The organism is Rhodophyticola sp. (assembly GCF_965284195.1).
GTDB lineage: Bacteria > Pseudomonadota > Alphaproteobacteria > Rhodobacterales > Rhodobacteraceae > Rhodophyticola.
In genome coordinates this window covers 1,900,031-1,914,559 of the sequence record NZ_CBDIRM010000001.1, presented here as the reverse complement: position 1 = coordinate 1,914,559, position 14,529 = coordinate 1,900,031, and the positions used below count along the sequence as shown (strand labels likewise).

Annotated in this window: 12 protein-coding genes; 5 read left to right on the top strand and 7 right to left on the bottom strand. The window is 66.0% G+C overall.

Annotation, left to right across the window (positions count from 1 at the left end; all coding sequences use genetic code 11):
- Nucleotides 1-143 precede the first annotated feature (143 nt).
- From ftsZ to recN, 4 genes are all read left to right on the top strand, one after another.
- Complete coding sequence (gene ftsZ / locus ACQ651_RS09530) at nucleotides 144-1,709, top strand: cell division protein FtsZ (RefSeq protein ID WP_430449137.1); 1,566 nt, start codon at nucleotides 144-146, stop codon at nucleotides 1,707-1,709.
- A 246-nt stretch (nucleotides 1,710-1,955) separates the two neighbouring features.
- On the top strand, nucleotides 1,956-2,879 hold the full coding sequence (lpxC, locus tag ACQ651_RS09525) for a UDP-3-O-acyl-N-acetylglucosamine deacetylase (protein ID WP_430449136.1): 924 nt from the start codon (nucleotides 1,956-1,958) through the stop codon (nucleotides 2,877-2,879).
- Between the two features lie 112 nt (nucleotides 2,880-2,991).
- Complete coding sequence (locus ACQ651_RS09520) at nucleotides 2,992-3,873, top strand: outer membrane protein assembly factor BamD (RefSeq protein ID WP_286193313.1); 882 nt, start codon at nucleotides 2,992-2,994, stop codon at nucleotides 3,871-3,873.
- A gap of 44 nt (nucleotides 3,874-3,917) precedes the next feature.
- Nucleotides 3,918-5,576, top strand: a complete 1,659-nt coding sequence (gene recN, locus ACQ651_RS09515) for a DNA repair protein RecN (RefSeq protein ID WP_227284671.1) — start codon at nucleotides 3,918-3,920, stop codon at nucleotides 5,574-5,576.
- A 23-nt stretch (nucleotides 5,577-5,599) separates the two neighbouring features.
- Here recN and ACQ651_RS09510 read toward each other — a convergent pair whose 3' ends face one another.
- Nucleotides 5,600-6,058 (bottom strand): SgcJ/EcaC family oxidoreductase, encoded by a 459-nt coding sequence (locus ACQ651_RS09510; RefSeq protein ID WP_430449135.1) that lies wholly within the window; start codon nucleotides 6,056-6,058, stop codon nucleotides 5,600-5,602.
- A 169-nt stretch (nucleotides 6,059-6,227) separates the two neighbouring features.
- On the opposite strand from ACQ651_RS09510, the gene ACQ651_RS09505 reads away from it, so the two are divergent.
- Complete coding sequence (locus ACQ651_RS09505) at nucleotides 6,228-7,916, top strand: chloride channel protein (RefSeq protein WP_375552763.1); 1,689 nt, start codon at nucleotides 6,228-6,230, stop codon at nucleotides 7,914-7,916.
- 27 nt (nucleotides 7,917-7,943) lie between these two features.
- On the opposite strand, the gene ACQ651_RS09500 is transcribed toward ACQ651_RS09505, so the two are convergent.
- The 6 genes from ACQ651_RS09500 to ACQ651_RS09475 form a co-directional block, all read right to left on the bottom strand.
- Complete coding sequence (locus ACQ651_RS09500) at nucleotides 7,944-8,285, bottom strand: DUF427 domain-containing protein (protein ID WP_430449134.1); 342 nt, start codon at nucleotides 8,283-8,285, stop codon at nucleotides 7,944-7,946.
- 81 nt (nucleotides 8,286-8,366) lie between these two features.
- Nucleotides 8,367-10,181 (bottom strand): aminopeptidase P family protein, encoded by a 1,815-nt coding sequence (locus tag ACQ651_RS09495; RefSeq protein ID WP_430449133.1) that lies wholly within the window; start codon nucleotides 10,179-10,181, stop codon nucleotides 8,367-8,369.
- A 263-nt stretch (nucleotides 10,182-10,444) separates the two neighbouring features.
- Entirely contained in the window at nucleotides 10,445-12,322 is a 1,878-nt protein-coding gene (gene cobT, locus ACQ651_RS09490; protein ID WP_430449132.1) for a cobaltochelatase subunit CobT, read from the bottom strand.
- A gap of 193 nt (nucleotides 12,323-12,515) precedes the next feature.
- On the bottom strand, nucleotides 12,516-12,926 hold the full coding sequence (locus ACQ651_RS09485) for a hypothetical protein (protein WP_430449131.1): 411 nt from the start codon (nucleotides 12,924-12,926) through the stop codon (nucleotides 12,516-12,518).
- A gap of 111 nt (nucleotides 12,927-13,037) precedes the next feature.
- Nucleotides 13,038-13,460: a hypothetical protein gene (locus ACQ651_RS09480; protein WP_430449130.1), complete on the bottom strand. Its 423-nt coding sequence runs from the start codon at nucleotides 13,458-13,460 to the stop codon at nucleotides 13,038-13,040.
- A gap of 165 nt (nucleotides 13,461-13,625) precedes the next feature.
- Nucleotides 13,626-14,438: a pyridoxal-phosphate dependent enzyme gene (locus tag ACQ651_RS09475; RefSeq protein WP_430449129.1), complete on the bottom strand. Its 813-nt coding sequence runs from the start codon at nucleotides 14,436-14,438 to the stop codon at nucleotides 13,626-13,628.
- Between the last annotated feature and the right edge of the window lie 91 nt (nucleotides 14,439-14,529).

The window sequence follows — 14,529 nt, the reverse complement described above, 5'->3', positions numbered from 1 at the left end:
TTGCCCTATATTTTGCGGTTTTCTGCCAGTTTTTGCGTGACGGAGGTTAATGAAAGCGTTAATCTCGCCTGAAAATGAGGCAGCACATGGCCAAACGGCGAAAGACCGGGGCCTACATCCATGAAAACAGGCGGACAGAGCTAATGACCTTGAATCTCACCATGCCGGATGATCAGCCGGACCTGAAACCTCGCATCACCGTCTTCGGCGTGGGGGGCGCTGGCGGCAACGCGGTCAACAACATGATCGAACAGTCGCTGGACGGGTGTGAGTTTGTGGTTGCCAATACCGACGCACAGGCGCTGGCCCAGTCGAACGCCACGGCGCGCATCCAGATGGGCGCCCGGGTGACCGAGGGTCTGGGCGCGGGTGCCCGGCCCGCCGTCGGCGCATCGGCCGCCGAGGAATCGATCGAGGATATCGTCGATCACCTTGCGGGCGCGCACATGGCCTTCATCACCGCGGGCATGGGTGGCGGCACCGGAACGGGCGCGGCCCCGATCATCGCGCAGGCGGCGCGCGAACTGGGTGTGCTGACCGTGGGCGTGGTGACCAAGCCCTTTCAGTTCGAGGGCGCGAAACGCATGCGTCAGGCCGATGAGGGCATCGAGGCGCTGCAAAAGGTCGTCGACACGCTGATCATCATCCCGAACCAGAACCTGTTCCGCCTCGCCAACGAGAAAACAACCTTCACCGAAGCCTTCGCGATGGCTGATGACGTGCTTTATCAGGGCGTCAAGGGCGTGACCGATCTGATGGTGCGTCCGGGCCTGATCAACCTGGACTTCGCCGATGTCCGCGCCGTGATGAACGAGATGGGCAAGGCGATGATGGGCACCGGCGAAGCCGATGGCGAATCGCGCGCGGTTCAGGCCGCCGAGAAGGCGATCGCCAATCCGCTTCTAGACGAGATCAGCCTGCGGGGCGCACGCGGCGTTTTGATCAATATCACAGGCGGTTACGACCTGACCTTGTTCGAACTGGACGAGGCCGCGAACCGCATTCGCGAGGAAGTGGACCCCGAGGCGAACATCATCGTGGGATCGACCCTCGACACCGCCATGGAAGGCCGGATGCGGGTCAGCGTCGTGGCAACCGGCATCGACGCCAGCGAGGTCCAGCAGGATATCCCGATCACCACCCGCAGCCGTCTGCGTGAGCCGGTCGCCGCCGCCCCGATGGATGCGGATGACGTGGAAACGCCGGATATCGCCGCCGCCGTCGCGGCCGATGCCCAGCCCGAGCCGAGCCTTTTCACCGATCTGGATGCAGGCCAGGCCTCCGATGGTTATGGCGAGGACGATGTGCCGGAGCCGGCCTATCAACCGCAGCCCGCCGCGGCACCACCGGCATTCATGCGCCCCGCGGCTGCGGCGCCTGCTGTCGCGGCCGAGCCCGAAGCCGAGTTCGTGGCCCCGCGGCCCGTGTCCGCCAGCACACCCTCGCCGGAGGCGCTGGCCCGTCTGCGCGCCGCGATCAACAAGGAAGCCCCCGGTGCGCAGTCCCGCGCGGCCGAAACCGAGGGCAAACCGCGTTTCGGGATCAACTCCCTGATCAACCGGATGACCGGCCATGGAGAGGACCAGCCTGCGCCTGTCGAGCGGCGCCAGCCGCCGGTTGCCAGCCGTCCGGCGCCCGAAGACACCCATGTCGACCCCGATCAGGAGCGGATCGAAATCCCCGCCTTCCTGCGGCGTCAGGCCAACTGAACCATCACAACACTGCAAGAAAGGCCGGCCTCGCGCCGGCCTTTTTTCGTTTCCGGTCATGCGTGTAGCCTGAGTTGCCAATAAATGTGGCAGAATCTTGCCGATACTCACGGACAATGTTGCAACCCGTCATAAAGGTTGAATTGTCTCTACCGCACGCGCCCGATAGGCACCATGTTGAACCGGTTTGAGACGGAACCGGACATATGAGCAGACGTTGATCTTGGCTACCGATTGGTGAACCACGTGCAGGCAACCCTACGATCCTCCATCAGCTTTGCGGGCGTCGGCCTGCATACAGGCCATCCGGTTCGCATGACCGTGCGGCCTGCGGCTGCGCATTTCGGGATCTGGTTTCAGCGCACCGACATCCGGGATCGCGACAATCTCATCCCGGCGCGGTTCGATCTGGTGCCCGACAGTCGCCTATGCACGAAGTTGCGGAACGAGGCCGGCGCGGAGGTCTCGACCGTCGAGCATCTGATGGCGGCGCTGGCCGGTTGCGGCATCCATAACGCGCTTGTGGAGATGGACGGCCCCGAAGTTCCGATCCTCGACGGGTCCGCGGCGCAGTTCGTGCGCGGCTTCCTGTCCCGGGGTATCCAGCATCAGGGCGCGCCGATCCACGCGATCGAGGTTCTGAAGACGGTCACCGTGACCGAAGGCGACGCGGCGGCCACGATCAGCCCGGATGCGGGCCTGACGATGAGCTTCACGATCGATTTCGCCGATGCGGCCATCGGCCGTCAGACCCGGGTGGCGAACCTTGCCAATGGCCGGTTCGTGCGCGAGCTTTGCGACAGCCGCACCTTCTGCCGTCAGGCGGATGTGGATGCGATGCAGGCAAACGGTCTTGCGCTCGGTGGGATCCCCGGTGAAAACGCGGTGGTTTTCGATGGCGATGAAGTGACCAGCCCCGGCGGCCTGCGCCATGCAGATGAAGCCGTGCGTCACAAGATGCTCGATGCGCTTGGCGATCTGGCGCTGGCAGGGGCCCCGCTTCTGGGCCGTTACGAAGGTGTCCGGGCCGGTCACATGCTGACCAACCGGTTGCTCAGAGTTCTCTTTTCGACCCCGGGCGCGACCCGTCTGGTCGAATGCTCGCCCGCTCAGGCGGCGCGTCTGCCCGGGGTCGGCGTCAATCCGACCGATCTGGCCTATGTCGCTTGAAGGGCGACTGCGCTGCATTCAGGCATTTTGCCCTCAGAATTAATGTGCTAGGACCATGCATAGACAGGGCGGGCGCGCAAGCCTGCCGGAGACGGTGGACGGGGTTGCAGGCATGTCACGCGGGCTGAACAGCATCACAGGGCGTACAAGACTGAGCGTTGCGATGGTCTTGGTTCTTGTTCTTGGCGCATGTGGTGGTGGTGGCGGCGGCGGCCTGTTCGGCGGCGGAAATCGCAGCAACGAAGTGCCGCTGGAAGAACTGGGCGCGCAGGAGATTTTCCAGCTGGCCGAGTTCGAGCTGGCGCAGGACGACCCCGAAGAGGCCGCGCGCCTCTTCACCGAGGTCGAACGCCTGCATCCCTATTCGGAATGGGCCAAACGCGCACTGATCATGTCGGCCTTCGCCTACCATGCAGACGGCGACTACGAAAACGCCCGTGTCGCCGCGCAGCGCTATATCGATTTCTATCCGGCCGATGAGGATGCTGCCTATGCGCAGTATCTGCTCGCGCTCAGCTATTATGACCAGATCGATCAGGTCGGCCGCGATCAGGGTATCACCTTTCAGGCGCTTCAGGCCCTGCGCCTTGTGATCGAGCGCTATCCAGACAGCCCTTATGCGACCTCCGCGATCTTGAAATTCGATCTGGCCTTCGACCATCTGGCGGGCAAGGAAATGGAGATCGGGCGCTATTATCTGCGCCGGGGCCATTACACTGCCGCGATCAACCGCTTCCGCGTGGTCGTCGAGGAATTCCAGACCACCAGCCACACGCCCGAGGCGCTGCACCGCCTTGTGGAGGCCTATCTGTCGCTCGGGCTGACCGATGATGCGCAGACCGCCGCAGCGATTCTGGGCTACAACTTCCAGTCTTCGCCGTTTTACGACGACAGTTTCCGCCTTCTCACGGGGCGTGATCTGAGCCCCGAGGCGGCCGGTGAAGGATGGTTGCGCGACATCTGGCGGCAGACGGTTCGCGGCGCTTGGCTTTAACCGCATTTGGGGCGTCTTGCCCCCGGCTTACGGACTGAAGGTGGATGCTGCGCCATCTCGACATTCGGGACATGCTGATCATCGACCGGCTGGAGCTTGCGTTCCAGCCGGGCCTGAATGTTCTGACCGGGGAAACCGGGGCGGGCAAATCCATTCTGCTGGACAGTCTGGGCTTTGTGCTCGGCTGGCGGGGGCGGGCGGATCTGGTGAGAACCGGCGCCGATCAGGGCGAGGTTGTCGCGGTGTTCGATCTTGCCCCCGGGCATCCAGCTTTCGCGGTGCTGGAGGAGGCGGGGCTGCCTGCGGGCGATGAGCTGATCCTGCGCCGGGTGAACACACCCGAAGGCCGCAAGACGGCCTGGGTCAATGATCGCCGCGCCAGCGGTGACGTGCTGCGCGCGCTGAGCGATACTTTGGTGGAACTGCACGGGCAGCAGGACGATCGCGGGCTTCTGGACCCGCGTCAGCATCGCGCGATGCTGGACGCCTATGGCGGGCTCGCCGATATGCGCGCGGAAGTCGCCGGGTTTTGGCGCGCACGGTCGGCGGCGGAAAAATCCCTTGCCAAGGCCGAGGCGGCGCTGGCCGATATGCGGGCCGAGGAGGAGTTTCTGCGCCATTCCGTGGCCGAACTCGACGCGCTGGATCCGCAACCCGGGGAGGATGCGGAACTGGACAGCAGGCGCCGCCTCATGCAGGGCGCGGAACGGATGCGCGCCGATCTTGCCAAGGCGTTGAGCGCGCTTGGGCCTGAGGGGGCGGAGGGTGCCATGGGGGATGCGGCGCGCTGGCTCGACGGGCTGGCCGATCAGGCGGAGGGCGGGCTGGAAGAGCCGCTGGCCTCGATCGAACGCGCGCTGGTGGAACTGGGCGAGGCTCAGGCCGGCGTGGACCGCTTTGCCGAAACCCTGAACTTCAATCCCGCGGCCCTTGAAGAGACCGAAGAGCGGCTCTTCGCCTTGCGGGGGCTGGCCCGGAAACACGGGGTGGCGCCCGATGATCTGGGGGCCTTCGCCGCCGATCTGCAAGGCCGGCTGGCGGCACTTGACGGCGGCGCCGATCAGATCGAGGGCCTGCGGGTCGCGTTGGCCGATGCGACGGCGGAATATGATCGCGCCGCGGCGGGGCTTTCCGATGCGCGCGCGGCGGCGGCGGTGCGGCTGGATGCGGATATGGCCGGCGAACTGGCCCCGCTGAAGATGGAACGGGCGGTTTTTTCCACCACGCTTGCCGAGGCACCGGCGGGCCCCGACGGGGTGGATGCGGTGGCTTTCGTGGTGGCGACGAACCCCGGCGCGCCCGCAGGGCCGCTCAACAAGATTGCATCGGGCGGGGAGTTGTCGCGCTTTCTGCTGGCGCTGAAAGTCTGTCTGACCCGCGAAGCGGAAGGCGTGACGATGATCTTCGACGAGATCGACCGGGGCGTCGGCGGCGCAACGGCGGACGCCGTGGGCAAACGTCTGGCCGCCCTGGCCGAGGGGGGGCAGGTGCTGGTCGTGACCCATTCGCCCCAGGTCGCCGCGCGCGGTGCGCATCACTGGCGCGTGGCTAAGGCGGTCCGGGGCGGCATCACCACATCCGAGGTCAGCCCGCTGGACGCCGACGCCCGCGTTGACGAGGTCGCAAGGATGCTGGCCGGCGATACGGTGACGGCGGCAGCCCGCGATGCGGCCCGGGCACTACTTCAGGCGAGGGACGGCTGAGGGAACTGCGTTGCCGCTGGCGCTCAGGATCGGCCGTAGTCCTGCGGGCGCAGGCCAGTGGCGGATGCAAGCTGCGTCTCCGCGCCCGAGACGATATCGGTATTCTGGGCGGAGAGCAAACGCCACCCGCGGGCGGTCTTTTCGGCCACGAATGACAGGATGGTGCCGCGCGCCGGGGCCTCCGCCCCATCGGGTGCCAGCTGCCCGCTCAGCCGCATTTTGGCGCGGATGACCGCGACGCCTTCGCCGATCCTGCGGGGTTTCACCGGGCCAAGCACAGGCCTGCTCTGCGCAAAGAAACGCGTCAGCGCATGGTCATGGACGCCTTCGATGGCGGCCCGGTCCTCCCACCAGATGCCTACCACATTCACGAAACCGGCATCCGAGGCGAAGAGCGCGGCCAGCGCCCCGGTGTCCCGCACCGCCCATGCGGCGACGAAGGCGGCAGGGATTTCCCCGGGGCTTTGGGGCAGGACGGTCATGCGCTTGTGTCTTCCACGGGGTTTCCAGCTTCAAAGTCTTGTTTTACAACCAAGATAGGCCCGCCATCGACGGATGAGGTGCAGGGCCCGCATACCACCGCTGCGCCGCTGGACCCGGCGACACCGGTCAGCCAGATCTATCCGGGTCCGCGATACGGGGATGGCCTCTTTGGCCCAGGACAGCCGCTCGGTTTTCAAGCATCAGCTCGACACTGTTGTCGCAACCTGTCGCGGTGGCTGGCAGGTGCTGCGCCAGAAGGGCCCCAGCCAGGTACAGTTCTGGTTCATCGCACTGGCCATCGGGATCGCGGCGGGATTTGCGGCGCTGCTGTTCCGGATGGGGATCAGCGCACTGCAGACGCGGCTTTACGGCGTGGAAGATGTGCGGATGCTGCATTCTTTCGCCGAAAGCCTGCCATGGTACTGGATCTTGATGATCCCGGCCTTCGGCGGGCTGGTGGTCGGGCTGATCCTGCACTGGTTCACGCCCGATGCCCGCGTCAGATCGGTGGCCGATGTGATCGAGGGCGCCGCGCTGGCCGATGGCCGGGTGGAGCAGAAAGCGGGCCTCGCTTCCGCCGCGGCCTCCCTGATCACCCTTGGCAGCGGCGGCTCCTCGGGGCGGGAGGGGCCTGTCGTCCATCTGGCGGCCGTCATCTCCAGCCGTGTCTCCGACTGGATCAAGGCCGACGGCATTACCGGGCGCGATCTTCTTGGCTGCGCCGTGGCCGCCGCCGTCAGCGCGTCGTTCAATGCGCCCATCGCCGGGGCGATTTTCGCCCTTGAGGTGGTCCTGAGGCATTTTGCGGTTCACGCTTTCGCGCCCATCGTCATCGCCTCCGCCGCCGGTACGGTCATCAACCGGCTGGAATTCGGCGATGTGACCGAGTTCAGCCTTGGCCGTGACAGCAGCCTGCAATTCTATGTCGAACTGCCGGCCTTTCTGATCCTCGGGCTGGTCTGCGGGATCATCGCGGTCGCGTTCATGCGGGCGATCTTCTGGGCCGAGGATATGGGCTCGCTGGTCCAGCGTCTCGCGAACCTGCCGCGATGGCTGCGCCCGGCGGTCGCGGGCCTGATGCTGGGCGCGATCGCGATCTGGTTTCCGCATATCATCGGGGTCGGCTACGAGACGACCTCCGCCGCGCTGACCGGTGAATTGCTGCTTCACGAAGCCATCGTGTTTGCGATGATCAAGACCGCCGCCGTCGCGATCACGGTCGGCGGCCGGATGGGCGGGGGCGTCTTTTCGCCGTCGCTGATGGTCGGGGCGCTGGCGGGGCTGGCTTTCGGCATCATCGCAACCGGGCTTCTGCCCAATGTCTCGGGCTCCGAAACGCTCTATGCGCTGGCCGGCATGGGGGCGGTCGCCGCGGCGGTTCTGGGCGCGCCGATCTCGACCACGTTGATCGTGTTCGAGCTGACGGGCGACTGGCAGACGGGGCTGGCGGTGATGGTTGCGGTCTCCATGTCGACGGCGCTTGCCTCGCGTCTGGTGGACCGCTCCTTCTTTCTAACGCAACTGGAACGGCGCAACATTCATCTGGCCGCCGGGCCGCAGGCCTATCTTCTGTCGATGTTCCGCGTCGGCAAGGTCATGCGCCCGATGGATCACGAAAACGCGGCCCCCGAAGAGGCGCTGCTGACGCTGATCGATCAGGGCATATTCACCGACACGCATGCCACGCTGGAACGCGCCCTGCCGATCTTCGAGCGTACGGGGCTGGATTTCATCCCGGTCGTGCAACTGGCGCCCGGCGATGGCCCTCCTGCGCTGGAAGGGGCCTTGTTCCATGTGGACGCGCTGAAGGCCTATAACCGCGCCCTCGCCGCGACCGCGGCAGAGGAACACAGCTGACACACGCGCCCGCCGCCCGGGTGCTGTCTAGAGTTGCTCCACCGTCACGCGGTCGGTGTAAAAGGCGATGTGATCCTTGATTTGGGCCACGTTGTCCTTGGGTGTCTCATAGCTCCAGGCGGCATTGGTCAGTTCTTCGGCGGTGGAGGTGACCGTGTAATGCGTCGCCTCACCCTTATGGGGGCAGGTGGTTGTCTTCGCGGTCTTTTCCAGAAAGGCCATGCCGATATCGCCGCGCGGGAAATAGATGACCGTGGCATAGCTGCCTTCGGCCAGTTCCAATGCCTGATCGCTTTCGCCGATGACGGCACCGCCTGCGCGGACGACCCATTTGCCGGCGGCTTTTCGAATTGTGATGTGATCGGACATGATCTCCCCTCCCTCATGTGGCTTTGGTCAAGCGGCCCCTCCGGGGGCCAGCATGTGCTTCGGGCCTGTAACGATTTGATGTCAGAGCGGCGCTGTGGCCTCGGCCAGCCAGGCGGCGGCTTCTCCCTCCAGAAGCGGGCCAATCCGTGCGGCAACCTCGCCATGATAGGCGTTCAGCCAATCCAGTTCCAGTGCGCCAAGCTGACCCCGGTCAATAAGTCGCCGATCGATGGGAACATAGCTCAGAGTTTCAAAATGCAACATCGGCCGGTCATCGCCACCGGGCAGGGCCGGGGCCTCGGCCACCACGACGAGGTTTTCGAGCCGGATGCCGAAGGCGCCGTCGCGGTAATAGCCGGGCTCGTTCGACAGGATCATGCCCGGTTCCAGCGGAACGGTGCCGTTGCGAGACAGCCGCTGCGGTCCTTCGTGAACGCCCAGATAGACGCCCACGCCGTGCCCCGTTCCATGGTCGAAATCGCGGCCCGCGGCCCAGAGCGGCGCCCGCGCCAGCGCGTCCAGATCGCGCCCGGTAATGCCCTTCGGGAAGCGGGCCAGATGGATCGCGATCATCCCGCGCAGCACTTGGGTGAAGGCTTCGCGTTCTTCCGCGCCGACCTCGCCCACCGGAAGCGTGCGGGTCACATCCGTGGTCCCGTCTTCGTATTGCGCTCCGCTGTCGATCAGGAAAAGCTGGCCTGGCAGCACCGGGGCGTTCGTCTCCTCCGTCACGCGGTAATGGACGATCGCGCCATGCGGGCCCGCGCCTGCAATCGTGTCGAAGCTGATTTCCTTCAACGCGCCGGTTTCGGCCCGGAACCCCTCCAGCGCGCGGGCAACGTCGATCTCACGCAGGGTACCGGAGGAGGCGTTTTCGTCGAACCAGTGCAGAAACCGCGCCATGGCCGCGCCGTCGCGCAGATGGGCCTGCGTGGTGGCCGCAATCTCGGCCGGGGTCTTGCGGGCCTTGGGCAAAAGGCACGGGTCGCTGTCCTGCGTACTCTCGCGCCCAGCCGCATCGAGGGCCTGTTTCGCTGCAAACGGGGCCGAGGCCGGATCCAGCCGCACTGGCTGGGGCGCTTTGGCAAGGGCATCGCTCAACGCGTCGGGCGGATACGCCGTCACGCCCTCGGGCAGGTTCAGATCCACCAGCTTTTCCGCTGCAATGAACAGATCCAGCGTTCCCTTGGCATGAAGCAACGCAAAGGCATGGACCAGCGGTGTATGGGCCACGTCCGCACCGCGGATGTTCAGAAGCCAGCAGATACTGTCGGGCTGGGTCAGAAGTGCGCTGCCATGGCCCGCATCGTTCAGCGTTTCCGCGCATTCCGCGAGTTTCCGGGCCGCGGTCTTGCCCGCGAACCGGTCCGGCCAGGCGCGCGCGGGGGCCAAGGGCGGGCCGGGCTGATCGGGCCAGATGGCATCGACCAGATTGGCCCCGGGCCGCAGGCTGATCTGATGTGGCGCCAGCGCGCCCTCCATCCGCTCGATCTCCGCCACCGTGTGAAGCCAGGGGTCGAAGCCGACCACGCCGCCCTTGGGCAGTTCGGCGATCAGCCAGTCTTCCAGCTTGGTCTCGGGCCAGTTCACCGGTGTGAAATGCGCCGTATCGGTCTGCGCCTTCACCTGAAGGCGGTAGCGCCCGTCGACGAACACGCCCGCACGTTCGGGCAGCACGGCGCAGAACCCGGCCGAACCGGTGAACCCGGTCAGCCATGAGAGGCGTTCATCGCGCGGGGCGACGTATTCGCCCTGATGGACATCGGCGCGGGGGATCAGGAAGCCCTGCACACCCGCGCGCGCCATCTCCGCGCGCAGCTCGGCAAGGCGGGGCGGGCCCTGATCCGGGCGTGTGGTCGCGGTAAAAGACTGAAAGTTCTGCGCGGTGTCAGGCATCGGAGATCACGGTTCCCAGGTGAAACAGGGCGGTAGAACCGTGCGGCGCGCCGTGCGGGACTGTGCCGCGCCCGGACTGCCGCTCAGGCTCGGTCCGGCGATATGATAGGTGAAACCGCCCCGGTGCAAGTCGTTTGATAGAAAAACCCTCGCAAGCCGAATCCTGCGTTTCGGTTTCCGCAGCTTCGCGGCCAAGCCTGGCGCCAATCGGCCATCGGCGGGCGGTGCCCGCTCCCGTGATCCGGTCGGCGCAGGGTGCGGCGTCATGACGCCCGTTTGATGCCCATGACCCGTGCCAGCGCGCGGGGGTCTGCATCGAAGAGGGACGCCAGTTGCTCCGTCATCGCGCCCGCCAGCTGTTCCACGTCGGTGATGGTCACGGCGCGATTGTAATAGCGGGTCACGTCATGACCGATGCCTATGGCAAGCAATTCCACAGCCCGGCGTTTTTCCACCATGGCGATCACGTCCCGCAGGTGTTTTTCCAGATAATTCGCGGGGTTAACCGACAAGGTTGAATCGTCCACCGGCGCCCCGTCCGAGATCACCATGAGGATCTTGCGCGCCTCCGGGCGGGCCATCATGCGCCGATGCGCCCATTCCAGCGCCTCGCCGTCGATGTTTTCCTTCAGCAGCCCCTCTTTCATCATCAGGCCCAGATTGTCGCGGGTCCGGCGCATGGGCGCGTCCGCTTTCTTGTAGATGATATGGCGCAGGTCGTTCAGGCGCCCCGGTTGCTGCGCGCGGCCTTGCGCCAGCCAGTCCTCCCGCGCGCGTCCGCCCTTCCACGCCCGCGTGGTGAAGCCGAGGATTTCGACCTTCACGCCGCAGCGTTCCAGCGTGCGCGACAGAACGTCGGCACAGATCGCCGCGATGGAGATCGGTCGCCCGCGCATCGACCCGGAATTGTCCAGCAGCAGCGTGACCACCGTGTCGCGAAACTCGGTGTCCTTTTCCCGCTTGAAGCTGAGCGGCGTGGTCGGGTTCGCCACAACGCGCGCCAGACGGCCCGCATCCAGCGTGCCTTCCTCCAGATCGAACTCCCAGCTTCGGTTCTGCTGCGCCTGCAACCGCCGCTGCAACTTGTTCGCCAGACGGCTGACCGCGCCTTTGAGCGGTTCGAGCTGCTGATCCAGATAGGCGCGGAGGCGTTCCAGCTCCTGCGGTTCGGCAAGCTCTTCGGCGGGAATCTCCTCATCGTATTCCGTTGAAAAAACGGTATAATTCGGATCGGCTTCGGAATGCGGGGCAGGGGGCGGGGGCTCCAGCGGGGCCTCGCCATCGGGGAGTTCCTGCTCCTCCGCTTCTTCCATGTCGCCGGCATCGTCCATCTCGACCTGGGCCTGCGCGGCGTCCTGCTGATCCTCCTGCGACCGCTCGGGCGCGGCCTCGCTGTCCTGTTCGTCGTCGTCATCAGCGTCGCCGGTGGAATCGGGCTGTTCCTGTTCCTCTTCGGAGGCGCTGTCCTCGTTTTCCGGGTCGGTTTCGTCGGGATCGTCGCCCAACTGATCGCCATAGCCCAGATCGTCGATCAACTGCCGGGCCAGCCGGGCGAATTTGGTCTGGTCGGAGAGCACGGTTTCGAGGTTTTCAAGCGTCGCGTCGCACCGCTCCTCGATGAACCCGCGCCAGAGCTCCATCACATTGGCCGCGTCCGGCGGCAGGTCGCGACCCGTGGCCAGATGCCGGATCAGATAGCCCGCGGCGGTGGCCAGCGGCGCGTCCGCCGCCTGCCGGATTTCTCCATAGCCCTTGCGGCGCGCGTCATTGCCGATCTTGGCGTCGATATTCGTGGCGGTCCCGGGCATGTCGCGCGCGCCCACGGCCTCGCACCGCGCGCCCTCCATCGCCTCCATCAGATCGCGGGCCATCTGACCCTGCGGCGCATAGCGTGTCGCGGTGGCGACATCATGGTACTTGTGCCGGAGCGCCAGCGCATCCGCGGTGCCGCGGGCCAGAAGGATCTCGTCGGCGGTCATCCGGCGGCTGATCTGCGGCAGGCGCAGGCTGTCGGCGGTGGCGCCGGGCGGGTCCACCGAATAGGTGACGGCCAGCTCCGGATCATCGGCAAGCACGCGGGTCGCCTCGGCGAGGGCCTTCTTGAACGGCTCGGTGGGGTTGTCGGCGGGTGGTTTGCTCATGGGGGGAAGATGGGGCAGATCGGGGGCGGAGGCAAGAGAGGGCGGCGCGGCGCGGGGCGCTTGCGATGCAACCGGGCGCGCCTTGCGGCCCCTGTGGCCGGATGCGCATGCCCCGGGCAGATGCCTAACGGGCCGCGCCTTCGGGCGATACCGGAAAATGATTTCAAAACAGAGAGATGCGAGGCGTCGTTCCCTAGCCCTCAGGAACCGCAAGCCGCTCATGCAGGGCCCGGCAATAAGCCAGGTTTTCCTCCAGACCCGGATCGAGGATGGTGCCGGTCGCGCCATGATTGCTGCGGAACCGGGAGAGGTAGAGCACGGCGACGTTTTCAATGGCGGGTGCGACCGTTTCCATCGCCAGCGCCATGGCCTCGCCAGTTTCGTTTTCGCGCACGACCGTCGCGAAAACAGCCATGTCGGTTTCCAGTTCCATGGCGAGATCGCTCAACTCCGTACCATCGGCGGACACCTCGCCGAAGGCGCGGAACAGCCCGCCGCAATGCAGAAGGCCCCGCTCCTGACCGGTGTCGGCCAGAGCGGCAGTCAGTTGCGTCTCGAAATCCCGGGCGGGCTGCGACAGGGCCGGCAGCGGGGCGAGGGGCATAATAAACGAAATTATTACAATGGCTTGCAGCCGCACGATGCATCCTTTCCAGCGGGGTCTCCCCCGGAAAGCTAGAACATTATCGCGGCGGGCACACCCGTTTGGCAGGTTTTACAGGTCGAAATACGCGGCGCAGCGGCTGACCGCGCTTTGCAGTTCCAACCCGTCATCGGCCAGATAGGGCGTGCCTGTCTGCGTGAGGCGGGGGTAGAAACTGGTGCGCCCGAGGCTTTCCCAGTGATCCCGCCAGCTGCTGGCAACCTCGGCAATGTCGCCCAGACGCTCGGGGCCGCCTGCCAGATCGATCAGCCGGGCGGGGGTCTGGAACCGGGGCGGGTCTTCGGCGCCCGACAATTCTGTCGCAAATTCATAGGCTTGCCCGAAGGCTGTCATCACGGCGGCACAATGCAGCGCCAGATCCGTCTCGCCCGCGCCATCGGCTGGCCAGAGGATGGGGGCTGCGGCGGCCGGTGCGGCGTAGAGGGGTAGTGATGCCGCCATGATCATGGCGGCGCAAAGGCGTCTTGCACGCATCGTGTTACCCTTTCAGTCGTGACACACTGCTCATTTCGGCAGCTTTTGACCCCGGAAAGGTCGCCCATGGAGGTTAACAAAGCTTGAAAGGCGGGGGAAATCACAACGCCTGACGCGCGCGTCACCTATAACAATGGTATATCAATCCGGCAGGGCCCGGGACGCTCAGCCGGTGAACCAGTCGACCTCGGCATTGCCGCCGCAGAGCAGGACGGCGACCCGTTCGTCGGGTTCGGGAACATAGGCGCCCGAAGTGAGCGCGGCCAGCGCGGTGGCGGCCCCCGGCTCGCCGGTCAGCCGCGTCGCCTCCCACAGGTGGCGGGCGGCGGTGTAGACCTCCGCATCGGGGAGGACGATGGCGGTCCGGACCCGCTCGCGGACGATCTCGTAGGGCAGCGCGCCGAGCGCGGGGCCGCCGAGCGATCCTGCGGACACGCCGGAGGCCGCGACGTCGATTTCCGGCCCTTCGTCGAGGGAGCGGGCCAGCGTGTTGGTGCCTTCGGTCTCGACCGAGACGACATTGACCCGGTCGCCGAACCATGCGGCGACGCCGCCGATCAATCCGCCGCCGCCGGTGGCGACCATGATCGTGTCGAAACCGTCGAGCTGCTCCTCCATCTCCTTGGCCACCGAGCCCTGACCCGCAAGGGTGGGCGCGGTGTCATAGGGGTGGACGGAAAGCGCGCCCGTCTCCTCGGCGTGCCGGGCATAGAGGGTCATGCAATCGGCCACGGAGCCGTCGGTCAGCACCACCTCGCCGCCGAAGGCCCGCATCCGGCGGAGCTTTTCCTCTTTCGCGATGGCCCGGGGCACGTAGATGACCGATTTATGGCCAAGCTTGGTGGCCGCATAGGCGACAGCGGCCCCGTGATTGCCGCCCGAGGCCGCCACGACGCCCGCCGCCGGCACCTCACGCGAGAGACCGCGTTCGACGCGCCGCGCACCTTGAACGCGCCCGCCTTCTGGAAGTTCTCGCATTTGAACCGGACCGGGTAGGGCAGGCCGAGCGGTCCGGGTTCGACAGTCAGAACAGGCGTATGTCGGATATAGGGGGCGATGCGGGTCGCGG